Here is a 22,236-nt window from a genome sequence, read left to right on the forward strand (position 1 = left end):
TTTGGTAGTTAAAACAAATCGAGCTATTGCATCTGGCTTTGCGAAGGGAGTTTTGATGTTAATTACAGATAAATTTAGCTTATAAAGGGCATTCAGATTGTTAAAAATGGCAATTTCAGCCAAAATAAGCGCCTATAACCTTTTAACTCATATTTTTGCTACTGATACATAGTTATCCGGGTGGCAATGTATTTATCGCACAGAAGATTCTATATAGATGTCCAAATCTGCCGTAACAACTGAAGTGGCCAAACGCCGTACCTTCGCCATTATCTCACACCCGGATGCGGGTAAAACCACCATTACAGAAAAAGTGTTGTTGTTTGGCAACGCATTACAAAAAGCCGGGACGGTGAAAGGTAAAAAGTCCGGTCAACATGCTAAATCAGACTGGATGGAAATGGAAAAAGAACGGGGGATCTCGGTAACAACATCTGTGATGCAGTTTCCCTATGCCGGTAGTTTAGTTAATTTACTGGATACCCCAGGCCACGAAGATTTTTCGGAAGATACCTACCGTACACTTACCGCGGTCGATTCCTGTTTAATGGTTATTGATGCGGCTAAAGGGGTTGAGGACAGAACCCGTAAGTTGATGGAAGTTACGCGATTACGCGATACGCCTATTATCACCTTTATGAATAAACTGGACCGTGATATTCGCGACCCAATGGAATTGCTTGATGAAGTAGAAACGGAACTGGATATTCTGTGTGCTCCTATCACATGGCCAATTGGTTGTGGGAAAGAGTTTAAAGGGGTTTACCATATTCATCGTGATGAAACGATTTTGTATCAGACCGGTCAGGGTCATACCATTCAGGAATTGCGTGTTATTAAAGGTTTGGATAATCCTGAGCTGGATGAAAAAGTGGGTTCCGACTTAGCGGCGCAATTACGTGATGAACTTGAATTGGTGTTAGGCGCATCCAATGAGTTTGACCACGAGGCTTTTATTGATGGCTCTCTAACCCCGGTGTTCTTTGGTACTGCATTAGGAAACTTTGGTGTCGATCATATGCTGGATGGCCTTGTGAGTTGGGCGCCCGCGCCACAGGGACGGGAAACCTCTGAACGTAAAGTGGAAGCCAGCGAAGAAAAGTTCAGTGGTTTTGTCTTTAAAATTCAGGCCAATATGGATCCAAAACACCGTGACCGTATCGCTTTTTGCCGTATTGTGTCCGGTAAATACGAAAAAGGCATGAAATTACACCAGCCGCGCATTGGAAAAGACGTACGTATTTCCGACGCGTTAACCTTTTTAGCCGGCGATCGTGAAGTGCTGGATACAGCGTATGCAGGAGACATTATTGGTCTGCATAATCATGGATCGATACAAATTGGTGATACGTTTACCGAAGGCGAAAAGTTCCGCTTTAGCGGTATTCCTAACTTTGCGCCTGAATTGTTTAAACGAATTCGCTTAAAAGACCCGTTGAAACAGAAACAGTTGCAAAAAGGCCTTATCCAGTTGTCGGAAGAAGGTGCCGTTCAGGTATTTCGTCCACTTATTAACAACGACCTGATTGTTGGGGCGGTGGGTGTGCTGCAGTTTGACGTGGTGGTTGCACGTTTAAAGGCTGAATACAATGTGGATGCCTTGTATGAGCATGTTAACGTGGCCACTGCTCGCTGGGTGGATTGTGACAATGAACGTAAACTTGATGAATTCCGCCGTAAAGCCGATCAGAATTTAGCATTGGATGGAGGGGATAATCTGACTTATATCGCCCCAACCATGGTGAATCTTTCCCTCGCGCAGGAGCGTTATCCTGATATTGTGTTTAGAACCACACGCGAACATTAATCCTGCGACTGACTCACATAATCTAACGAAACGAGAATATGAATATATATCAACTGTTACAGCAAAAATTTCAGCAAGCAATAGTGGCGATTGGTGCCCCAAAAGATTCCCCGGTTCCTGTGAGCCGCAGTACACGCCCTGAATTTGGTGAATATCAGTTTAATGGTGCCATGGCGCTATCTAAGCAACTGCAACAAAAACCACGGGATATTGCTGAAAAAATTGTTGAAGCAGTGCAACTGGATGGTATCGCCAGCAAACTTGAAATTGCGGGTCCAGGTTTTATTAATGTGCATCTGGATGACAACTGGCTAGCGTCGCAATTGCAGCACGCTGCTGATTCCAGCCGTTTGGGCATAGAAACCGAAAAACAACAAACCGTTGTTGTTGATTACTCTTCACCGAATCTGGCTAAAGAAATGCACGTAGGTCACCTGCGTACCACTATTATCGGCGATGCTGTGGTCAAAACACTGGAGTTTATGGGGCACAAAGTGATTCGTCAGAATCACATGGGAGACTGGGGAACACAGTTTGGAATGTTACTGGCTCATTTGAGTGACAAGCTTGAGTCTGATCAGGTTGCAGAAACGGCATTATCTGATCTGGAGGTGTTTTACCGCGAAGCCAAAGTGCGTTTTGATGAAGAACAGGGATTTGCCGACCGTGCCCGTGATTATGTGGTTAAACTACAAGGTGGTGATGCAAATTGCATGGCGTTATGGCAGCAGTTCATTGATGTTTCTATCACTCATAGTGAAGAGGTTTATCAAAAACTAAATGTGTCGCTTACGCGTGACGATATTATGGGCGAAAGTGCCTATAACGACGATTTAGCCAATGTTGTGCATGAATTAAAAGAGCAGGGCATTGCGGTTGAAGATCAGGGCGCTCAGGTCGTTTTCCTGGAAGAGCTGGCGGATAAAGAAGGTAATCCAGCGGTATATATAGTGCAAAAAACCGGTGGGGGTTATTTGTATGCCACAACCGACCTGGCTGCAATGCGTTATCGTTCCACGAAACTCAATGCAGATCGTACTCTGATATTAACCGATGCGCGTCAGGCACTGCATTTCAAACAGACTGAAATTGTTGGTCGTAAAGCCGGCTTTATCGGTGCTGGACAAACTTATGAACACTGCCCGTTTGGCATGATGTTAGGTAGTGATGGAAAACCATTTAAAACCCGTAGCGGTGGCACCGTAAAACTGGTTGAGTTGCTGGATGAGGCTGTTGAGCGTTCAACCGTTTTATTGGCAAAACGTGAATCGGATTTATCCGACGCCCAACGTGCTGAAATTGCGCGTAAAGTGGGTATTGGTGCAGTGAAATATGCTGATTTAAGTAAAAACCGTACCACCGATTATATGTTCAACTGGGATACGATGCTGAGTTTTGAGGGTAATACCGCGCCATATCTGCAATATGCATATACCCGGGTGCAAAGCATATTCCGTAAAGCTCAAATTGACGGTAGTCAGATTGCAGAACCGATTGCATTACAGGAAGCTCAGGAGCATCAGTTGGCAGTTAAGTTGTTGCAGCTATCTGAGGCAATAAAGCAACTTACCGCAGACGCTACACCACATGTGTTATGTAGTTACTTGTACGATGTAGCCAGTCTGTTTATGAGCTTCTATGAAGCGTGCCCAATTTTAAAAGAGGGCATTGATGAGTCGGTGAAAAACAGCCGTTTAACCCTGGCAGCCCTGACCGGCCGTACATTAAAAACCGGTTTGGATTTGTTAGGTATTGAAACCATGGAGCAAATGTAACCGCTGCATAGGCCTTATTTAGATACCAAAACGCCACTCAATGAGTGGCGTTTTGGTTAGTTAATCAGACCCGATCAAGACTTATACAACCTCTTTATCTTGTAGAATCATTAAGCGCGCTTCAGCCCACAGACTTGCTTCATTATATAATTTGGATGTTAATTCAGCGCCAATATTTAATTGGGGTAACAGTGTATCGACTTGCTGCCACTCGGCTCGCTCAATTTTTTCCAGTAAAACCAGACATAAACCGATGGGACCATCACGTTTGAGTAAAATGTTTTTGAGTGGCTCAGACAAGCTTATACTTTCAATAATGGTTTCCATATCAGTGCCTAAAACGGCATCAACAACCGATAACATGCCGCCCAAAAACGCTTTATCACTTAACTCCGCTCTATAAGCTTGCTGGGCCCATAGTTCGGAGAAACGTGCACGGGTAAGTGATATTTTAATGACCTCGAATAATCGTTCAGATGTTGCGTAGGTAGTCAGTGTTAAATAAACAAAGCGTTGTAGTTCACGTTTACCCAAAAAACTCACAGCATGTTTTATCGAGTTAATCGGAACAGTGCGGGTAAACAGCGCAGAATTTACATAACGTAAAAGTTTGACAGATAATCTCAAATCGCCTTCGCAGGCTTGTACTACCTTATCTGCGCTGATTTCATCCTGATTAATTTCCTTTATCACTTTGAGTAGTGCCGCATGAGAGTGTCCGAGAAAACGTGATTTAAACATTTCTGGCTTGCAGAAAAAATATCCCTGAAAATGTTCAAATCCTAAGCTTTTAGCTTGTAAATAATCTTGCTGGGTTTCTATTTTTTCTGCCAGTAATATCAAATGGGAAAAGTGCTGCAGACGATTACAAATTTGTAATAGCTTTTGCGGTGCGATTAATGGGGTTTCGATTTTTACACTGTGTATATAAGGTAAAAATGGCTCCCATGCCGGGTTATGTTCGTAATCATCAAGCGCGACCTTATAGCCTTGATTATGCAATTTAATGACGGCTTTTAAGAGTTCGGGGGTGGGCTCTGCACTTTCTAATAACTCTACCACGATTTTTTTGCGCGGCAGCGTAAGCGGAAGCTCCTGGATAACGGCTTCTGCGGTAAAGTTAATATAGGCGGTTTTGTGTTGAAGGATACTGTTCCAGTCATCAACTGAGGTAATACCATCGATCATACGACTGGTAGCGATGTTGGGATCTATCGCTGGAAAGATGTTTTTTTCACTATTCCTGAATAATAATTCATATGCCACTACACTCATATTGCTATCGAATATGGGCTGCCGAGCAATAAAGAAGTACATCTCTTTTTCCTTTGTCCATGATGAAGATAATCCAGCCTTCCTGATGTCTCTGTACATATTTGCGACAGGTCAACCAGTGGACGCGCACTATACATGGGTATAGCTTTTTATAGTGATACAAAATTATATATGGGTATTTAATATTATACCTATATTGGTCAGGCAAATGTATAAAGGTGGGCAATGTTCTAAAAAATCCTTTAATCTCAACGGATGTAAATGGATTTTCTATCTTTTAACTGGCTTTATAATTTATTGATATGTACAGATTTTTGATATTGGTAATACCAGAAGCCTTAATTGCATGATTATTCGGTATAAAAATCTAAACCAGAGTTGAAAATAGTCGTTTTAGCCCTGGTCACTTTGTTGCGTAAATATGCTTTTGCTTTTACTTGCCTGACAGTATGAATTTGCTGCGAAATCAGCTAAAATCCGCCTCTTTTCATTTTATCAATGTCCATAAATTTTTATGTTTGAAATCAACCCACTACAAAACGCTATAAAAGATGTGAAACACAGAACCCAGGTTCTTCGGGGGTATCTTTGACTTCGATCTGAAGCAGGAACGATTAGAAGAAGTTAACCGTGAACTCGAAAGTCCTGATGTCTGGAACGAACCCGAGAGGGCTCAGGCTTTGGGCAAAGAAAAAGTAGCGCTGGAAGCGGTAGTGGAAACCATCATTAACCTGGATAAAGGGGTAGATGATGTTGAAGGGTTATTAGAACTTGCGGTTGAAGTGGAAGATCAGGAAACCTTTGATGAAGCCAACAGTGAAATGGCTGAATTAATCAAACAACTGGAAGATTTAGAATTCCGCCGCATGTTTGCCGGCCCACATGATGCCAGCGATTGTTATCTGGATATTCAGTCAGGCTCTGGTGGTACCGAAGCGCAAGACTGGGCCAGCATGTTGCTGCGCATGTATCTGCGCTGGGGGGAAGAACATGGCTTTAAAACCGAACTGATTGAAGTGTCAGACGGTGATGTTGCCGGCATTAAAAGTGCCACTATTCGCTTTGGTGGCGAATATGCCTTTGGCTGGTTACGTACCGAAACCGGAGTACATCGCTTAGTACGTAAGTCACCATTCGATTCTGGCAATCGTCGCCACACCTCATTTGCCTCTGCGTTTGTATATCCAGAAGTAGATGATGACATTGATATTGATATTAACCCTGCAGATTTACGTATTGATACCTACCGTGCCTCGGGCGCGGGTGGTCAGCACGTAAACCGGACCGACTCTGCGGTACGTATTACACACGTTCCGTCTGGTGTGGTCGTTCAATGCCAAAATGACAGGTCACAACATAAAAATAAAGATCAGGCAATGAAACAGCTCAAAGCTAAACTGTATGAGCTGGAAATCCAAAAGCAGAACGAAGAAAAACAAGCAATGGAGGATTCTAAATCTGAAATTGGTTGGGGCAGTCAAATCCGTTCTTATGTACTGGATGATTCCCGGATAAAAGATCTGCGCACCGGAGTGGAAACCCGTAATACCCAGGCCGTATTGGACGGTGGGTTAGACAAGTTTATTGAAGCCAGCCTTAAGTCTGGACTGTAATCGGAACTATTAGCCATGAGCGAAATTCAACAAGACGAAAATAAATTAATTGCCGAGCGTCGCGCCAAACTTGAGCACATCAGAAAAGACTGCAAAGCCAATGGTCACCCAAATGATTTTGAGCGTGAACATTATGCTGCTGACTTGCAAAAAGCCTTTGGTGAGCGTGAAAAAGACGAACTGGAAAGCATGGCGAAAGTGGTGAGCGTTGCTGGCCGTATATTGGCAAAACGTGGTCCATTTTTAGTTTTACAGGACATGTCGGGTCGCATTCAGTCTTACGCGTCTAAAGATGCACAAAAGCAAATTAAAGAGTTGTACGGCAGCCTGGATATTGGTGACATTATCGGTGTTACCGGTGAGTTGCATAAATCGGGTAAAGGCGATCTTTACGTGAATATGGCCGAGTTTAAACTACTGACCAAATCACTGCGTCCATTACCAGAAAAGTTCCATGGTTTATCGGATCAGGAAACCAAATATCGCCAGCGCTATGTTGATTTGATCATTAATCAGCAAACCCGCGAAACCTTCCGTATTCGCAGCAAAATTGTTGAAGGTATTCGTCAATACCTGAGCAACCGCAACTTTATGGAAGTGGAAACACCCATGTTGCAGGTGATCCCAGGCGGCGCCACTGCGGCACCGTTTGTGACGCACCACAATGCGCTGGATATCGATATGTATTTACGTATCGCACCGGAGCTGTACCTGAAGCGTCTGGTTGTTGGTGGTTTTGAGCGTGTATTCGAGATTAACCGTAACTTCCGCAACGAAGGTTTATCCACCCGTCACAACCCTGAATTCACTATGATTGAGTTCTATCAGGCTTATGCCAATTACGAAGATTTGATGGATTTAACCGAAGATATGCTGCGCACGCTGGCACTGGATGTAATGGGCAGCACAGTGATTAAAAATACCGTTAAAGATGCCGAAGGCAACGTCACCGAAGAAAAGCACTACGACTTTGGCCAGCCTTTCACCCGCTTAACCATGAGCGAAGCCATTCTGAAATACTGGAAAGGTGCAAATGAAGCTGCGATTAACGACCCGGAAAATCATCTGGATGAATTAAAAGCGATGGCGAAAGAGTTGCATATTAAAGAGCCGGAAGTCGATGGTATCTGGGGACCAGGTAAGTATCTGTGTGAAATCTTTGAAGCCACTGCGGAAGAAAAACTGGATCAACCGACTTTTATTACCGCTTATCCGTGGGAAGTATCACCACTGGCACGCCGTAATGATGAAAATCCATTCATTACCGACCGTTTTGAATTCTTTGTGGGTGGTCGTGAGCTGGCCAACGGTTTCTCGGAGTTAAATGATGCCGAAGATCAGGCGGCCCGTTTCCGTAAACAGGTTGAAGAAAAAGATGCCGGTGACGAAGAAGCCATGCACTATGATGATGACTACATTCGTGCGTTGGAATATGGCTTACCGCCAACTGCAGGTGAAGGTATCGGTATCGACCGATTGGTGATGTTATTTACCGATAGCCCAACCATTAAAGATGTGATTTTGTTCCCACACATGCGACCTCAGGCGCAAACGCAGGAAGTTTAATAAAACACCGGCTTATGCCGGTGTTTTTGCATCTGGTTTACGTTCGTCTTAGTCATAAGTTGAGTTGCGCTCCAGTGGAACATCACTGAGATACTCAACAAATTCAACTTCAAAGCCAGCAGGATCGATAAAATAGATATTGCGACGATAGGGATTTGTGCCACCGGGCTTTGCAATTTCAAATCCTGCGTCATTTAACCGTTTTATTACCGCATCCAGATTTTGGGTTACATAGGCAAAGTGAGCAAAGCCGACGCTGTGACCTTCAAGTTCTCTGTTTTGTCCTTCACCGTGATCACTTAATGCGATGTAGTGATAGTCGTCACCAAAGTGCAGCCAGGTTCGTGGTTTACCGTACCAGTCGCCTTTACCCTGATCGCGAATCTTCCAGTGTGGAAACGCAGCGCGGTAAAAGCTCAACATGTCGTCAATATTGCTTACTACTAAATTAACGTGCTCCAGATACATATAATGCTCCTACTTATATTGCATGGTTGAATTAAAAAGTGTTTTCCATTTACGCATGATGGATGAGGGTTTTGTGTGATTGGTCATTTTTATGCTCCTTGTATTAACTGATGGCAGAAGCATAAAACCTTAAGTTAAGTTTAGGTAAAGTGTTTTTTACAAAAAATAAGGTTTAAGTGGAGCAAATACAAAAGGCATAAAAAAAGCCCGGTTAAGGGCCTTTTTTATGTTTGATTAAACCAGTTTAGTGCTGATGTCCACAACCACCTGCTGAATGAACATGGCCGTGAGCCAGCTCATCTGCAGTGGCTTCACGTACTTCCAGAATTTCGACATCAAAGGATAGCGGGATACCCGCCAAAGGATGGTTGCCATCCACCACCACTTCGTCTTCTGTTACATCAATGACGGTCACAGACTGCTCACCTTCATCGGTGCCAGCGCGAAATTGCATTCCAACCTCGACTTCCATTCCTTCAAACATGTTTTTAGGCACAGCCTGAACCAGTTGGTCATGACGTTCGCCATAGGCTTTTTCCGGTTCAACATCCAATTGCATTGCGTCACCTGCTTGTTTACCAATCATGGCATCTTCCAGCCCCTGAATTAAATAGCCGGTGCCGTGAATATATTGCATAGGTTCGCCATTGCGGGATGAGTCAATTTGCACACCATCGGCAGAGCTAACGGTAAAATGCATGGTAACGACGCTGTTGTTTGAAATTTTCATTATTTTCCTTTTAAAGTTCAAGGCTGTATGGAAGGGGAAGTACGGTAAACTGATACTCGGGATGTGCCTTACTGCGTAATACCGCCCCGGTTTGTGTGTCGTTGGCTAATACTGCCAACAGCCATGTTTGATTTTCTAACGTGGCACAGCTTAACACAGTTCCACCACGACGCCAGTTTTCCTCGATGGACAGCTCCAGTGTTTCACCTGCTTCAAGCTCAATGTTTTGCTGAGAATGCAGGATGAAGGCTGCCCGTTTGTTTTTGCCTAAATATTTGGTACGCGCTACCACTTCCTGACCCATGTAACAGCCTTTGGTGAAGCTTATTGCACCTAAAGCCTGCATATTTAGCATTTGTGGTACAAATTCATTACAGTTGGCTGCTTCTATATGTGCGATTCCGTTCTGAATATCCAGAACCTGCCAATGGGAGTGCTCATCAGGGGACTGGTTGATAAAACGCTTTTCAGCGTCTTTATTAATCATCACCAGCCAACGTTTTTCGTTACCTTCAATGCAAATAACGACCGCTTCATGATTGGCGACTGTGGCCAAATGTTGAGAGGGAATTTCACCAAAAAACTGTTCAATATGGGAGGCAAAAATATCACCACTTCCGCCTATTAATCCGTATTCGGCGCTATTGTTTTCAATATCTACTTTAGAGAAAACGGCGAACTTCCTGAATGCCTCAAATGAGCCAGTTAACCCCGACAGGTGGGTAATTAAGTGAATTTTATCCTGCCAGTTAATTGCATAGAAGATACTCCAGGTTTTACCTTTAGCATCACAATGACAACCTGTTAGCGCATTATTGTTATGCAGTTGTTTTACGTCTGCAGTAATTTGCCCCTGAAGATAAGATTCTTTTTCTTGTCCGGCTAAACTAATGACACCCAGATGGTCCAGTTTTTGAATAAAATCAGTCATATCAATATCAATGCTAAGAACAATATTGTTGAATATGGGGGGGAAATATCAATTTGCAATCAGGGCACTAAGATTTCTTATACCACTCTGATATTAAAATACATCCCTGCCGGATTTTGATATTATGCATGTGTATTCTTTGATTAAGGTGAGTCATGTTTTCAACCCAACGTTTTAATCGTTTAAAGTGGGCGTGTCGTCGTGGCATGCTGGAGCTGGATGTGCTTTTTATGCCGTTTGTCGAGCAAGCATTCGATCAATTATCTGAAGAGCAAAAGGTCACGTTTGAACGACTGCTTACGTGTGATGATCCCGATTTATATGCCTGGTTTATGGGGCATCAGGCTTGTGAGGATAAAGAACTGGCAGAGATGGTCAGTATCATTTTAAATCGTGTCAAAGTATAGAATTGAGATTCAACCCTCAAAATTGGTCAAAGGACTGCAGATAGCATTAACCGGCATATTAATTTTGTCGGTATGGAGTTGGCAGCCCGATGTCATGCGGCAGCAGGTCTGGTTGCAACTGTTTATCAGCCTGATTCTGCTGGTTTTTGTTATATATCATCTTAAACAGTCTTCATTGTCGGCTATCGTATCGGTAGATACCGATGGTCATTGGTTATGGCTTGACCGGCAAACAACCGCCAACATTCAATCTTCTTCAAAAATAAGTCAGTTTGTACTGTGGGTTTATCTGCAAGAAGCGGACGGAAAACGCCATTGGCTTTGGATCTTTAAAGATGCGGTTAAATATGAAGATTTCAGACGTTTATCCCGCATTATATTACAAATGCAAAAACACCCTGTTGAACATTAACAGTCGAAGTTGGTAAGTATGTCTCTTATACAAACAATAGCCCGGATGTCTAAAGCGTTATTTAAACGTAATCAGACGTCTTTTGAACGCGTATTGCCACACAAGTGTCTTGAACTTCAGATTGATGCAATAGATAGTGAACATCTTGCAGGATATAACAATTGTATAGGTTGGCAGCCGGAAGGGGTACTTAGCCCGACTTATTTGCATGTATTAGCTTCAGCGTCGCATTTGCAATTATTGCTTGAGTCTGAACAGCCTTTTGCATTATTGGGGTTGGTGCATATTGCTAACCGTATCGAACAGTTGCGCCCGGTAAACGTCAATGAATGCATTAATCTGAAAAGTTATTTAGATAACCTGCAGCCGCATGCAAAAGGCTGGTGTTTTGATATTGTTACCGAGGCTTGTGTCAGTAATCAGCTGGTATGGCGTGAAATTAGCACCAATCTAAGTCGCGGAAAAACACACAATATACCTAAACATCCATTAATCAATTTACCCGATGAACTTAAGCTTCAGGCTGAAATTTTGGCGCCAACAAATATCGGTAGACGTTATGCGCGTTTTTCTGGGGACTATAATCCGATTCATTTATATCCGTTATTAGCCAAATGCTTGGGTTTTAAGCGACATATTGCCCATGGTATGTGGAGTAAAGCACGCTGTTTAGCTGAGTTGGCAAACACGCTGCCACAACAATTTTCAGTGACGGTTAATTTTACCAGACCTTTGTTTTTACCGGGTTATGCTGCTTTGAGTTACGCAACCAGAAATGAGTTAACCAGCTTTGAATTAACATCCTCAGAGGCGAGTCATTTGCGCGGAAGCATACAAAATCTCATGGTTTAATGATACTTGGGCCACTTTGTTCAAGTTGCTGTGGAAAGTCGAGATTGTAGTGCAATCCCCGACTTTCTTTGCGCTGCATGGCACAACGAACAATTAAATCTGCCACGGTGACCAGATTACGCAATTCGAGCAGGTTATTACTGACTCTGAAATTGGCGTAATAATCATGGATTTCCTGTTTTAGCAGCTCAATACGACGCGCAGCTCGTTCCAGTCTTTTGGTGGTGCGTACTATACCCACATAGTCCCACATAAAGAGCCTGAGCTCATGCCAGTTATGCTGGATTACCACTTCTTCGTCTGAGTTGGTTACCATGCTCTCGTCCCAGGGACGAATTGCTGGCGTATCATGAGTTTCATTCAAACGTCCGATAATGTGTTCTGCAGCAGCATGGGCAAACACAATGCACTCTAATAGTGAATTACTAGCCATACGATTAGCACCGTGTAAACCGGTATAAGCGACTTCACCCGCGGCATATAGATTATCCAAATCGGTACGTGCATCGGTATTGGTGATCACACCACCGCAACTGTAATGTGCTGCTGGTACCACAGGAATCGGCTGGCGGGTAATATCAATTCCCAGTGAACGACATTTACGGTAAATGGTTGGAAAATGTTTCACGATGAAATCAGCGGGTTTATGGCTAATATCCAGATACATGCAATCCGCGCCTAAGCGTTTCATTTCATAGTCGATAGCACGCGCGACAATATCCCGGGGGGCCAGCTCTGCACGTTCATCAAATTTGTGCATAAAACGGCTACCATCAGCATGACACAAATAGGCTCCTTCACCTCGCAAAGCCTCAGTGATTAAGAAGTTGCGTGCTTCAGGATGATATAAGCAAGTGGGATGAAACTGGTTAAATTCCATATTGGCAACACGGCATCCCGCTCGCCACGCCATCGCGACACCATCTCCACTGGATACATCCGGGTTTGAAGTATATTGATATACTTTGCTTGCACCTCCGGTAGCCAGTGCAGCAAAGCGGCAGCGAATGACTTCAACATGCTCCTGTTTGCGGTTCCACACATAAGCACCCAATATACGTTTGTTGTCATTTTTATCTGTTATCAGATCGATGGCGTTATAGCGTTCAAAAATATGAATATTCGGGTGGGTTACAACCGCGTCTACCAGGGTCAATTCTACTGCTTTGCCTGTGGCATCGGCCGCATGCAATATGCGGCGGTGACTATGGCCACCTTCACGGGTTAAGTGATATTGCTGATCGCCGGCTGCGGTTTGCTCCTGATCAAAAGGTACACCGTAGCCAATTAACCATTCCAGACACTTTTTGGCGCGTGATGTGGTAAAGTGCACCACATCGCGGTCACATATACCCCCACCAGCAATCATGGTATCTTCGATATGAAAGTCGACAGAATCCTGCTGGTCAAAGACTGCGGCAATACCACCCTGAGCATAGTAGGTGGAACTTTCTGAGATAATGCCCTTACTAAGGACAATAACATTGCAGTGATCGGCTAATTTTAATGCCATGGACAAACCCGCAGCGCCGCTGCCGATGATCAGAACGTCACAACAATGTTCAACAGCTTGATTCATAATGTAAACTTGTCAGGTGGGTAAAGGGTGGAAAGACCACAGAATGGTTTGACATGGTATTCATGTGCAAACAAATTACAATTGAAATAATCGCATAAATTATGGTTTTTAGCGGTTAATTCAGAAAAAATAACAAAAACCTTAAAAAATAATCGAACTAAATGAAAAAGTCCGAGTCTATGTTTGTAGCTTGCATGAGCCAGATGCAGTTTAGATAGAAGTTCGTAGGGAGTATTGGCTCAGATGAGCGAGCAGTTAACCGACCAACAAATTGTAGAACGTGTACAGCAAGGTGATAAAAACGCCTTCAATTTATTGGTTACTAAATATCAGCATAAGGTGAGTCATTTGGTCTCACGTTATGTAAGAAATTCCGGTGATGTGGCCGATGTGGTGCAGGAAGCCTTTATAAAGGCATATCGTGCACTGGCTAATTTCAGAGGTGAGAGTGCGTTTTACACCTGGCTCTACCGGATTGCGGTAAATACCGCTAAAAATTACCTGGTTGCTCAGGGGCGTAAACCTCCCAGCAACGATGTAGATGCAGAAGAAGCTGATTTTTATGACGGTAGTGATGCGTTGAAAGAAAACGCGTCCCCCGAAAGAACCATGATGTCAGATCAAATGGAAGCATTGGTATTTGACACTTTGGACAAGTTACCGGAAGATTTACGTATGGCGATTACCTTACGTGAATTGGAAGGCTTAAGTTACGAGGATATCGCTAATGTAATGGAGTGTCCTGTTGGTACTGTAAGATCCCGTATCTTCAGAGCACGTGAAGCGATTGATAAAGTTGTTCAGCCATTATTGGAGCGTTAATCAGGATTTTTTTATGACGCAGCAGAAATATGAAAAATTATCAGCATGGGTAGACGGTGAAATTCATCACGATGGGCTGGTGGATGATCTGAAAAACGATGCTGAATTGATGCAGAAGTGGCAGGGGTATCACCTTGTTCGCGATGCGTTGCGTAAGGAAACACCGGACCAGTTAAACTTTGATATTGCAGCCAATGTAGCGGCAGCATTAGAGAATGAACCCACATTACTGGCACCTAAAAAATCAACCTGGCGTGACTGGCCTGTGGTGGGGAATGTTATTCCTTTGGTACGTAATGCTGGTCAGTTTGCTATTGCGGCGTCGGTAGCAACCGCGATGATTATAGGTGTACAGAATTACAACCAGCCCAAAGATGTGGAAACCAATTTTGAATCCAATAGTGGTTTCAGTGGACTGGGTGTGCAGGGTGGATTGTCGCCCGTTAGTCTTGAGCAGTCCCGGGCGTTACCTCGTCAGTCAGTTCAGGAACAGCAGCGTAAAATTATTGCATTTTTAACTGACCATCAGCAGCAAATGCGCCGCAAAACCACTGAGCTTGAGCATAATAATCCTCAACAAGTAACTGAAAATGAAACCGAACAAGCTGAGGTTTCTCCCAAATAAGAAGTCAATATGTGGCGTGTATTTGCAGTAGTTAGTTTATTGATTTGTTCGGCAGCTTCGGCTGCCGATTTGCCATCTGAAGACAGCGCACAAGGCTGGTTAACTAAAATGGCAACCGCCCTGCGCACCAAAAACTATGATATGTCTTTTGTGGTGTTGCAACCTCAATCAACCGTTGAACCTTATCGTTGGCGTCATGCTATTGTGGATGGCAAAGAGATGGAACATTTAAGTCTGTTAAATGGTCCTGGACGTGAAATGGTGCGTATCGATGATAAGGTCAGTGTGTTTGAACCCAATGTTCCGGCCTATTCACAGCAATCAGATACCATTAACGGTCCGCTGCCTGCTATTTTATTTCGTGAACCACTGGATTTAGCTGATGCTTATAATTTTGTATTGGTGGGTCGTAGCCGTATTTCCGGCCGCGCGACACAGCAAATACGTGTTATATGTAAAGATAAAACCCGTTATGGCTTTAATTTATGGCTGGATCAGGAAAGTGGTTTATTGTTGAAAATGGATATGGTTGACCAGTCCGGCAAAATTATCGAGCAAGTGCAGGTCGCATCATTATCCGTTACCGAAAAGCCAGCGGATATTTTTCAGAAAATTGAAGAGGAGAAGCTGCCGGATATTGTTAATAACAGCATTGCGGCACTACCCGAACACAAATGGCAATTACGCTGGTTACCACAGGGTATGAACGAAGTACGTCGCGATACTCACCGTTTATCGGTGACCGGGAATGTGATTGATTACATCCTTTATTCTGATGGGTTAGTGGATATTTCGGTTTATATTCAGGATGATTATCCCGGAGAGAGTAATAAAAATCTTTATCGCCACGGGGCGGAAACCTATTATTCATTTCATCAGGGCAATCTCGAGATCACCGTCGTCGGTAAAATTCCCCCGCAAACAGCGGATCGCATGGCACAGTCTCTGGCCATTGAGGCAAATTAAGTGATTGAAGAATTAGCAACGGTTACGGCAGTTAGAAATGGCAAAATCCAGGTGGAAACCCAAATAAAAACCACCTGTGGTGGCTGTCAGGCCAATGATCACTGTGGTACCGGTATTGTTGCTAAGGCGATGTCTCCTAAAATGCAACGTCTGCAGCTTGATTGTTCATTGCCGGTAGAGCAGGGGCAACAAGTGGTGGTGGGTATTCCTGAGCAAACACTATTACTCGCTTCTCTGCTGGTGTATTTAGTGCCGGTGTTGATGTTAGTGGTTGCAGCGATTTTACTGCCATTAGCCGGATTACCCGAAGGGTTAGTGGTGTTGTTTTCGTTATCTTTTGCAGCAATAAGCTGGTTATTGGTTAAACGGTGGTTAGCAACACGCGATACTCAATTTGAACCAACTTTGATAAAAGTGCAGCCCAAAACAATCGATGTGCTAAACATTACATCATAAAATCGTCAGTACAATTCCCTATACTGTGTTCCATCGTTGAGAAACTTGCCAATATCGCATCACAATTGTTCAAGATAGATCGCAAATAGCCGCATAAAACGGTAAAATCGCCAGCAATTTTTGTGTACTCAATTTATCCGTTAACGAGCAGGACAAAGCCTGCTGATTCACGGCGTTTTTAAGTAGTAGGTAAATGTCAGATAACAACATGCAACTCAAGCACATACGTAACTTTTCTATCATTGCGCATATTGACCATGGTAAATCTACCCTGTCGGATCGTCTTATCCAGCATTGTGGGGGGTTAACCGAAAGGGAAATGGCAGAACAGGTTCTCGATTCAATGGATATTGAACGTGAACGTGGCATTACCATCAAAGCGCAAAGTGTAACATTAAATTACACCGCAAAAGATGGCGAAACCTACCAGCTTAACTTTATAGATACGCCGGGACACGTTGATTTTACCTATGAAGTATCACGTTCACTCGCTGCTTGTGAGGGGGCGTTGCTGGTGGTTGATGCAGGACAGGGAGTTGAGGCACAAACGTTAGCTAATTGTTATACCGCCATCGATATGGACCTTGAAGTGGTTCCGGTTCTAAACAAGATTGATTTGCCACAGGCAGATCCGGATCGGGTCGCTGAGGAAATTGAAGATATCGTCGGTATTGATGCCATGGATGCCGTGCGTTGTAGTGCTAAAACCGGTATTGGTATTGAAGACGTGCTCGAAGTGATTGTAAAACGCGTCCCGCCACCGTCTGAGCCAGAAGGTAAAGAATTAAAAGCACTGATTGTTGATTCCTGGTTTGATAATTATCAGGGCGTTGTCTCTTTAGTACGTGTTACGCAGGGTGAATTACGCACTAACGACAAAATCAAAATTATGTCGAATGGTCAGGTGCATCAGGCTGATAAAGTCGGCATTTTCACGCCTAAAATGACCAATACAGGCGTGTTAAAAACCGGTGAAGTAGGTTTTATTATCGCCGGTATCAAGGAGATCCACGGTGCACCTGTGGGCGATACTATCACTTTGGCTAAAGAGCCTGCAGATAAACCTCTGCCCGGTTTCCAGAAAATTAAACCGCAGGTTTATGCGGGTATGTTCCCCATTAGCAGCGATGACTATGAAGATTTTCGTGATGCGCTGGCCAAATTAAGCCTTAACGACGCTTCGCTGTTTTTTGAGCCAGAGAGTTCTGCAGCGTTGGGTTTTGGCTTTCGTATCGGCTTCCTTGGCATGTTGCACATGGAAATCATTCAGGAACGACTGGAACGCGAATACGACCTTGACCTCATCACTACCGCGCCAACAGTAATCTATAAAGTTGAAACCACGCGTGGTGAGGAAGTGATGGTAGATAACCCATCTAAACTGCCACCCGTTAACGATATTGCCGTCATCAATGAACCTATTGTTGAAGCTAACATTCTGGTTCCACAGGAATTTTTAGGTAACGTTATTACCCTGTGTGTGGAAAAACGTGGTGTGCAAACCAATATGGCCTATCACGGCAAACAAGTGGCGCTAACTTATGAATTGCCAATGGCTGAAGTGGTGATGGACTTTTTTGATAAGTTAAAGTCAACCAGCCGTGGCTTTGCATCATTAGATTACAATTTTAAACACTTTCAAGTTGCCGATATGGTCAGGTTAGATATTCTAATCAACGGCGAACGAGTTGATGCTCTGGCAGTGATTACTCACCGTGATAATTCAATCCGTCGTGGACGTGAATTGGTGGAAAAACTGAAAGACTTAATCCCACGTCAAATGTTCGATATCGCGATTCAGGCGGCAATTGGTAACCAGATTATTTCACGTAGCACGGTTAAACAATTACGTAAGAACGTAATCGCAAAATGTTACGGCGGTGACGTAAGCCGTAAGAAAAAGCTTCTACAAAAGCAAAAAGAAGGTAAAAAGCGCATGAAGCAGGTCGGTAATGTGGAATTACCGCAGGATGCCTTTTTAGCGGTACTTAAAACAGGAAAGTAAATGGCTAATTATTTCTCAATTTTTTTGGTGGTGCTGACGCTGGCATGTGGTCTTATCTGGCTGGCGGATTCTCTTTTATGGGCACCAAAGCGCAAGGAACGCATTGCTCTGGCTAAAGCGAATGCCAATGGCAATATTGATGATGATACTTTGGCAACCGTGGCCCCGTTGCCGGCGATTGTCGATACAGCGCAACAGATTTTCCCAGTGATTGCGATTGTACTGGTGCTGCGTTCGTTTTTATATGAGCCCTTTCAAATTCCATCCGGCTCCATGATGCCTACCTTGCTGGTGGGGGATTTTATTTTGGTGAATAAATACACCTATGGTCTGCGTGATCCGGTTGCACGTCATAAATTCCTGCAACTGGGTGAACCTCAGCGTGGCGACATTATTGTATTTAAATACCCGGATGACCCAACGATTGACTATATTAAACGCGTAGTGGGTCTTCCTGGCGATAAAATTGTGTACCGAAATAAACAAATATTTATTAAGCCCGCCTGTCATCAGCAGGATGAAAGCAAATGTCCTGCGCTGGAGCCGATTGAGATGAGTTTTGAAGCCCGCGGTGAATTCTATCAGGGCATGGTGCCGCTCGAACGTTATAGCGAGCAACTGGGAGAGGTCAAACACGATATCCTTAAAAATCCGGCCATGTTCCGTTCCGTCGAGCCTTACTACCAACAAGCTGGAACACAAGCTGATGAATGGATCGTGCCTGAAGGTCATTATTTTGCTATGGGTGATAACCGTGACAACAGCCGCGACAGCCGTTTTTGGGGATTTGTACCGGAAGAAAACCTGGTCGGTAAAGCCGTCGCGATTTGGATTAGTTTTGAATTTGATCGTGAACCATCAAGCTGGGTGCCTGGCTGGATCCCATCCGGTGTGCGTTTTTCCCGGGTAGGTGGCCTGATATAAATGGTTCAACGTACCGATTATCAGGTTTTATATAAGGTTTTGGGTTATTCGTTTAAGGATGTTGAAAACCTTAAAATGGCGCTGACTCACCGCAGCAACAAAGGCCAGCATAACGAACGGCTGGAATATTTAGGTGATGCTGTTCTTGGCATGGTGGTCGCCGATGCGTTGTTTCATCGTTTTCCACAGCAGTCAGAGGGTAAATTAACCCGCATGCGCTCAACGTTGGTTAAAGGGGATACCTTAGCCGAGCTGGCAAATGAATTCGGTTTGGGGGAATTCTTATTATTAGGCCCGGGTGAGTTAAAAAGTGGGGGCTTTCGGCGCAACTCGATCTTAGCCGATGCGGTTGAAGCTATCATTGGTGCCATTTATCTCGAAGCCGGAATGCCAGAGGTACAAAAGCTGATTCTGAGTTGGCTGAAAACCCGTATCGCTGCCTTAAGCCCGGATCAGCATCCTAAAGATTACAAAACCCGTTTGCAGGAATATTTGCAGGGGCGCAAGTTACCTTTACCTGACTATCAGGTGGTGAATATCAGTGGCGATGCTCATGAGCAAACCTTTGCCATTGAATGCAGGGTAACCGGTATTGAACATCCGATTAAATCCCAGGGAAGCAGTCGCCGTAAGGCCGAGCAAAAAGCCGCCGCCATTGCCTTAAGAGAATTGATTAATGACTGACAAACAATACTGTGGACTGGTTGCCATCGTTGGCCGTCCAAATGTAGGTAAGTCCACCTTACTGAATAAAATCCTTGGACAAAAAGTCAGTATTACTTCGCGTAAACCGCAAACCACACGCCATCGCATAATGGGGATTGATACCGAAGGTGCGCATCAGGCGATTTATGTGGATACGCCGGGATTACATATCGAAGAAAAACGTGCAATTAACCGTTTTATGAACCGCGCAGCGTCCAGTTCTCTGGATGATGTGGGTTTGATTTTGTTTGTGGTAGAAGGTACCCGCTGGACTGAAGATGATCAGATGGTGCTCAACAAAATTAAGCAATCTGGTGTTGAATGCTGGTTGTTGGTGAACAAATCCGACAACGTTAAAGATAAAGCTCAGCTAATGCCGCACCTCAAATGGCTGGCCGAGCAACATAACTTTACCCATATTATGCCGATGTCGGCCAAACTGGGTAAAAACGTCACTGAGTTACGTGACATGGTGCAAAAACAGTTGCCGGAAAGTGAACATTATTATCCGGAAGAATATGTCACTGATCGTTCGTCGCGCTTTATGGCAGCGGAAATTATTCGTGAAAAACTGATGCGCTTTACCGGTGATGAGTTGCCTTATTCGGTCACGGTAGAGATTGAGCAGTTTAAGTTATCCGAAAACGGTGTATACCAAATCAATGGATTGATCCTAATTGAGCGTTCCAGCCAAAAAGCCATGATTATTGGTAAAGGTGGCAGCCGTTTAAAAACCATAGGTGCCGAAGCGCGTATGGATATGGAAAAATTATTTGATAATAAAGTTTTTCTTGAGCTTTGGGTAAAAGTCAAAAGCGGCTGGGCCGATGATGAGCGTGCCCTGCGCAGCTTAGGTTATGGCGAGGAATAAAAATGACGATTGAGCATTTAGCAGACATCCGACGCGAATATACTCGTGATCATTTAGATGAGACCATGTTAGATGCCGATCCCATGCTGCAGTTTGAGCTTTGGTTAAAACAGGCGATTGATGCCGGTTTACCTGATCCAACTGCCATGACTATTGCCACCGTTGATGAACAGGGGCAACCTTCACAACGTATCGTTTTGTTAAAAGATTCTGGCCCGGACGGTTTTGTGTTTTATACCAATTTAGGCAGCCGCAAGGCACAGGAATTAAAACATAATAATAAAATCTCGCTGCACTTCCCCTGGCACCATTTGGAGCGCCAGGTCAAAGTGTGTGGCGTGGCTAAACCCTTGTCTGTGGCCAAAGTCAGTCAGTATTTTTTATCGCGTCCTAAAGAAAGCCAGTTGGCAGCCTGGGCATCACGCCAAAGTCAGCCGGTGTCTACCCGCCAGATGTTGATGTCTGAATTTAATCGCATGAAACAAAAGTTCGCTGATGGTCAAATTCCGTTGCCAGATTTTTGGGGGGGGTATCTGGTCGAACCGCATGAGATTGAGTTCTGGCAAGGTGGAGCTCATCGTTTGCACGACAGATTTAACTACACTAAACAGCCGGATAATAGCTGGCAGATTACCCGCCTCAACCCTTAATTAGCACTATGTTCGACAGTCACTGTCATCTGGATTTTGCGGTTTTTGATACGGATCGCGAGCAGCTGATGGAACGGGCGATTAAACAAGGCCTAACCGGTTTAATTATTCCCGGTACACAAGCACAGCGCTGGCAGCAGCAAATTCAACTCTGTGAGCAGTTAAATCAACAATTCTCACCTGACTTTAATTGTTATTTTGCCCTCGGGCTGCATCCTTATTTTGCTAAGCCAGAATCGCTGGCGCAGTTAACTGAACTGGAAACTGCGTTACAACAATATAAATCCAATGTGGTGGCACTAGGCGAGATTGGACTCGATCAGGCAATCGAGGTGCCTGTTAATCTGCAAACCCAGCTTTTTTCTGAACAGTTACAGCTTGCTAAGCAGTTTAAGCTGCCGGTTATTTTGCATCACAGAAAAAGTCATCATTTATTAATGCAACACATCAAAGCCCGGCAGTTTAACTATGGCGGCATAATACATGCCTTTAGCGGTAGTTATCAGCAGGCCAAAGCCTATATTGATGAAGGCTTTATGCTGGGCATTGGTGGCACTATCACTTATCCTCGTGCAGCCAAAACACGCGAGACAGTTACTAAATTACCACTGGATGTATTGGTGCTGGAAACCGATGCACCGGATATGCCAATTAATGGACGGCAGGGACAGCGTAATAGTCCCGAATATTTAATCAATATCGCTAAGTCGCTGGCTGAATTACAAAATAGGTCGGTTGAAAATGTGATTGAACTTACCAGCGAAAATGTAGGGCGGGCGCTCAGACTTAACTGAGCA

At 44.1% G+C, this 22,236-nt stretch carries 22 protein-coding genes; 17 read left to right on the top strand and 5 right to left on the bottom strand.

The window, feature by feature from the left end; translation table 11 throughout:
• The first annotated feature begins 217 nt into the window (after positions 1 to 217).
• Both prfC and argS read left to right on the top strand, forming a co-directional pair.
• Positions 218 to 1,807 carry a peptide chain release factor 3 gene (gene prfC / locus H8B19_RS13360; protein ID WP_186507395.1) on the top strand — a complete coding sequence of 530 codons (1,590 nt, stop codon included), beginning with the start codon at positions 218 to 220 and terminating at the stop codon, positions 1,805 to 1,807.
• Positions 1,808 to 1,845: 38 nt separating this feature from the next.
• Entirely contained in the window at positions 1,846 to 3,582 is a 1,737-nt protein-coding gene (argS, locus tag H8B19_RS13365) for an arginine--tRNA ligase (RefSeq protein ID WP_186507396.1), read from the top strand.
• 81 nt (positions 3,583 to 3,663) lie between these two features.
• Here the strand turns inward: argS and H8B19_RS13370 are convergent, their stop codons facing one another.
• Positions 3,664 to 4,899 (bottom strand): EAL and HDOD domain-containing protein, encoded by a 1,236-nt coding sequence (locus tag H8B19_RS13370; RefSeq protein ID WP_186507397.1) that lies wholly within the window; start codon positions 4,897 to 4,899, stop codon positions 3,664 to 3,666.
• Between the two features lie 472 nt (positions 4,900 to 5,371).
• Here H8B19_RS13370 and prfB point away from each other — a divergent pair.
• A protein-coding gene (gene prfB / locus H8B19_RS13375; protein ID WP_186507398.1) for a peptide chain release factor 2 occupies positions 5,372 to 6,470 on the top strand; the annotation gives its coding sequence in 2 pieces (ribosomal slippage) (positions 5,372 to 5,446 and positions 5,448 to 6,470; 1,098 coding nt in all).
• 15 nt (positions 6,471 to 6,485) lie between these two features.
• Complete coding sequence (lysS, locus tag H8B19_RS13380) at positions 6,486 to 8,036, top strand: lysine--tRNA ligase (RefSeq protein WP_186507399.1); 1,551 nt, start codon at positions 6,486 to 6,488, stop codon at positions 8,034 to 8,036.
• Between the two features lie 48 nt (positions 8,037 to 8,084).
• Here the strand turns inward: lysS and H8B19_RS13385 are convergent, their stop codons facing one another.
• From H8B19_RS13385 to ygfZ, 3 genes are all read right to left on the bottom strand, one after another.
• Positions 8,085 to 8,504: a VOC family protein gene (locus H8B19_RS13385; RefSeq protein WP_186507400.1), complete on the bottom strand. Its 420-nt coding sequence runs from the start codon at positions 8,502 to 8,504 to the stop codon at positions 8,085 to 8,087.
• A 244-nt stretch (positions 8,505 to 8,748) separates the two neighbouring features.
• Positions 8,749 to 9,234 (bottom strand): FKBP-type peptidyl-prolyl cis-trans isomerase, encoded by a 486-nt coding sequence (locus H8B19_RS13390; protein WP_186507401.1) that lies wholly within the window; start codon positions 9,232 to 9,234, stop codon positions 8,749 to 8,751.
• A 10-nt stretch (positions 9,235 to 9,244) separates the two neighbouring features.
• Positions 9,245 to 10,165 carry a tRNA-modifying protein YgfZ gene (gene ygfZ, locus H8B19_RS13395; RefSeq protein WP_186507402.1) on the bottom strand — a complete coding sequence of 307 codons (921 nt, stop codon included), beginning with the start codon at positions 10,163 to 10,165 and terminating at the stop codon, positions 9,245 to 9,247.
• Between the two features lie 155 nt (positions 10,166 to 10,320).
• On the opposite strand from ygfZ, the gene H8B19_RS13400 reads away from it, so the two are divergent.
• The 3 genes from H8B19_RS13400 to H8B19_RS13410 are packed head-to-tail and all read left to right on the top strand — an operon-like array spanning position 10,321 to position 11,836.
• Positions 10,321 to 10,572, top strand: coding sequence for an FAD assembly factor SdhE (locus H8B19_RS13400; RefSeq protein WP_186507403.1), 252 nt, complete (start codon positions 10,321 to 10,323; stop codon positions 10,570 to 10,572).
• The gene (locus H8B19_RS13405) at positions 10,559 to 10,984 is read left to right on the top strand and encodes a protein YgfX (RefSeq protein WP_186507404.1); all 426 of its coding nucleotides are present in this window, start codon (positions 10,559 to 10,561) and stop codon (positions 10,982 to 10,984) included. Before H8B19_RS13400 ends, H8B19_RS13405 begins: the two co-directional genes overlap by 14 nt.
• An 18-nt stretch (positions 10,985 to 11,002) precedes the next feature.
• Entirely contained in the window at positions 11,003 to 11,836 is an 834-nt protein-coding gene (locus H8B19_RS13410; protein WP_186507405.1) for a MaoC family dehydratase, read from the top strand.
• Here the strand turns inward: H8B19_RS13410 and nadB are convergent.
• Positions 11,826 to 13,415: an L-aspartate oxidase gene (gene nadB / locus H8B19_RS13415; RefSeq protein WP_186507406.1), complete on the bottom strand. Its 1,590-nt coding sequence runs from the start codon at positions 13,413 to 13,415 to the stop codon at positions 11,826 to 11,828. The genes H8B19_RS13410 and nadB overlap by 11 nt on opposite strands.
• A 243-nt stretch (positions 13,416 to 13,658) precedes the next feature.
• Between nadB and rpoE the strand changes: the two genes are divergently transcribed.
• The 10 genes from rpoE to H8B19_RS13465 all read left to right on the top strand — a co-directional run bounded on the left by rpoE (position 13,659) and on the right by H8B19_RS13465 (position 22,233).
• The gene (rpoE, locus tag H8B19_RS13420) at positions 13,659 to 14,237 is read left to right on the top strand and encodes an RNA polymerase sigma factor RpoE (RefSeq protein ID WP_186507407.1); all 579 of its coding nucleotides are present in this window, start codon (positions 13,659 to 13,661) and stop codon (positions 14,235 to 14,237) included.
• A gap of 13 nt (positions 14,238 to 14,250) precedes the next feature.
• A complete protein-coding gene (locus H8B19_RS13425; RefSeq protein ID WP_186507408.1) occupies positions 14,251 to 14,862 on the top strand; it encodes a sigma-E factor negative regulatory protein in 612 nt (203 codons plus the stop codon).
• 9 nt (positions 14,863 to 14,871) lie between these two features.
• A complete protein-coding gene (locus H8B19_RS13430; protein WP_186507409.1) occupies positions 14,872 to 15,828 on the top strand; it encodes a MucB/RseB C-terminal domain-containing protein in 957 nt (318 codons plus the stop codon).
• A complete protein-coding gene (locus H8B19_RS13435) occupies positions 15,829 to 16,284 on the top strand; it encodes a SoxR reducing system RseC family protein (RefSeq protein ID WP_186507410.1) in 456 nt (151 codons plus the stop codon). It begins immediately after the preceding gene.
• A 208-nt stretch (positions 16,285 to 16,492) separates the two neighbouring features.
• Entirely contained in the window at positions 16,493 to 18,289 is a 1,797-nt protein-coding gene (gene lepA, locus H8B19_RS13440; protein WP_186507453.1) for a translation elongation factor 4, read from the top strand.
• Entirely contained in the window at positions 18,290 to 19,213 is a 924-nt protein-coding gene (gene lepB / locus H8B19_RS13445) for a signal peptidase I (protein WP_186507411.1), read from the top strand.
• Positions 19,214 to 19,897 carry a ribonuclease III gene (gene rnc / locus H8B19_RS13450; protein WP_186507412.1) on the top strand — a complete coding sequence of 228 codons (684 nt, stop codon included), beginning with the start codon at positions 19,214 to 19,216 and terminating at the stop codon, positions 19,895 to 19,897.
• Positions 19,890 to 20,789: a GTPase Era gene (era, locus tag H8B19_RS13455; protein ID WP_186507413.1), complete on the top strand. Its 900-nt coding sequence runs from the start codon at positions 19,890 to 19,892 to the stop codon at positions 20,787 to 20,789. Before rnc ends, era begins: the two co-directional genes overlap by 8 nt.
• Positions 20,790 to 20,791: 2 nt before the next feature.
• Complete coding sequence (pdxH, locus tag H8B19_RS13460; RefSeq protein ID WP_186507414.1) at positions 20,792 to 21,439, top strand: pyridoxamine 5'-phosphate oxidase; 648 nt, start codon at positions 20,792 to 20,794, stop codon at positions 21,437 to 21,439.
• A gap of 8 nt (positions 21,440 to 21,447) precedes the next feature.
• The gene (locus H8B19_RS13465) at positions 21,448 to 22,233 is read left to right on the top strand and encodes a TatD family hydrolase (RefSeq protein WP_186507415.1); all 786 of its coding nucleotides are present in this window, start codon (positions 21,448 to 21,450) and stop codon (positions 22,231 to 22,233) included.
• Positions 22,234 to 22,236: the final 3 nt, after the last annotated feature.

It is taken from the genome of Neptunicella marina (genome assembly GCF_014270035.1).
GTDB lineage: Bacteria > Pseudomonadota > Gammaproteobacteria > Enterobacterales > Alteromonadaceae > Neptunicella > Neptunicella marina.

Coding starts and splice junctions, on each gene's coding strand:
- prfC (WP_186507395.1), top strand. CDS start 218: ATGTCCAAATCTGCCGTAACAACTGAAGTGGCCAAACGCCGTACCTTC.
- argS (WP_186507396.1), top strand. CDS start 1,846: ATGAATATATATCAACTGTTACAGCAAAAATTTCAGCAAGCAATAGTG.
- H8B19_RS13370 (WP_186507397.1), bottom strand. CDS start 4,899: ATGTACTTCTTTATTGCTCGGCAGCCCATATTCGATAGCAATATGAGT.
- lysS (WP_186507399.1), top strand. CDS start 6,486: ATGAGCGAAATTCAACAAGACGAAAATAAATTAATTGCCGAGCGTCGC.
- H8B19_RS13385 (WP_186507400.1), bottom strand. CDS start 8,504: ATGTATCTGGAGCACGTTAATTTAGTAGTAAGCAATATTGACGACATG.
- H8B19_RS13390 (WP_186507401.1), bottom strand. CDS start 9,234: ATGAAAATTTCAAACAACAGCGTCGTTACCATGCATTTTACCGTTAGC.
- ygfZ (WP_186507402.1), bottom strand. CDS start 10,165: ATGACTGATTTTATTCAAAAACTGGACCATCTGGGTGTCATTAGTTTA.
- H8B19_RS13400 (WP_186507403.1), top strand. CDS start 10,321: ATGTTTTCAACCCAACGTTTTAATCGTTTAAAGTGGGCGTGTCGTCGT.
- H8B19_RS13410 (WP_186507405.1), top strand. CDS start 11,003: ATGTCTCTTATACAAACAATAGCCCGGATGTCTAAAGCGTTATTTAAA.
- nadB (WP_186507406.1), bottom strand. CDS start 13,415: ATGAATCAAGCTGTTGAACATTGTTGTGACGTTCTGATCATCGGCAGC.
- rpoE (WP_186507407.1), top strand. CDS start 13,659: ATGAGCGAGCAGTTAACCGACCAACAAATTGTAGAACGTGTACAGCAA.
- H8B19_RS13425 (WP_186507408.1), top strand. CDS start 14,251: ATGACGCAGCAGAAATATGAAAAATTATCAGCATGGGTAGACGGTGAA.
- H8B19_RS13430 (WP_186507409.1), top strand. CDS start 14,872: ATGTGGCGTGTATTTGCAGTAGTTAGTTTATTGATTTGTTCGGCAGCT.
- lepA (WP_186507453.1), top strand. CDS start 16,493: ATGCAACTCAAGCACATACGTAACTTTTCTATCATTGCGCATATTGAC.
- lepB (WP_186507411.1), top strand. CDS start 18,290: ATGGCTAATTATTTCTCAATTTTTTTGGTGGTGCTGACGCTGGCATGT.
- rnc (WP_186507412.1), top strand. CDS start 19,214: ATGGTTCAACGTACCGATTATCAGGTTTTATATAAGGTTTTGGGTTAT.
- era (WP_186507413.1), top strand. CDS start 19,890: ATGACTGACAAACAATACTGTGGACTGGTTGCCATCGTTGGCCGTCCA.
- pdxH (WP_186507414.1), top strand. CDS start 20,792: ATGACGATTGAGCATTTAGCAGACATCCGACGCGAATATACTCGTGAT.
- H8B19_RS13465 (WP_186507415.1), top strand. CDS start 21,448: ATGTTCGACAGTCACTGTCATCTGGATTTTGCGGTTTTTGATACGGAT.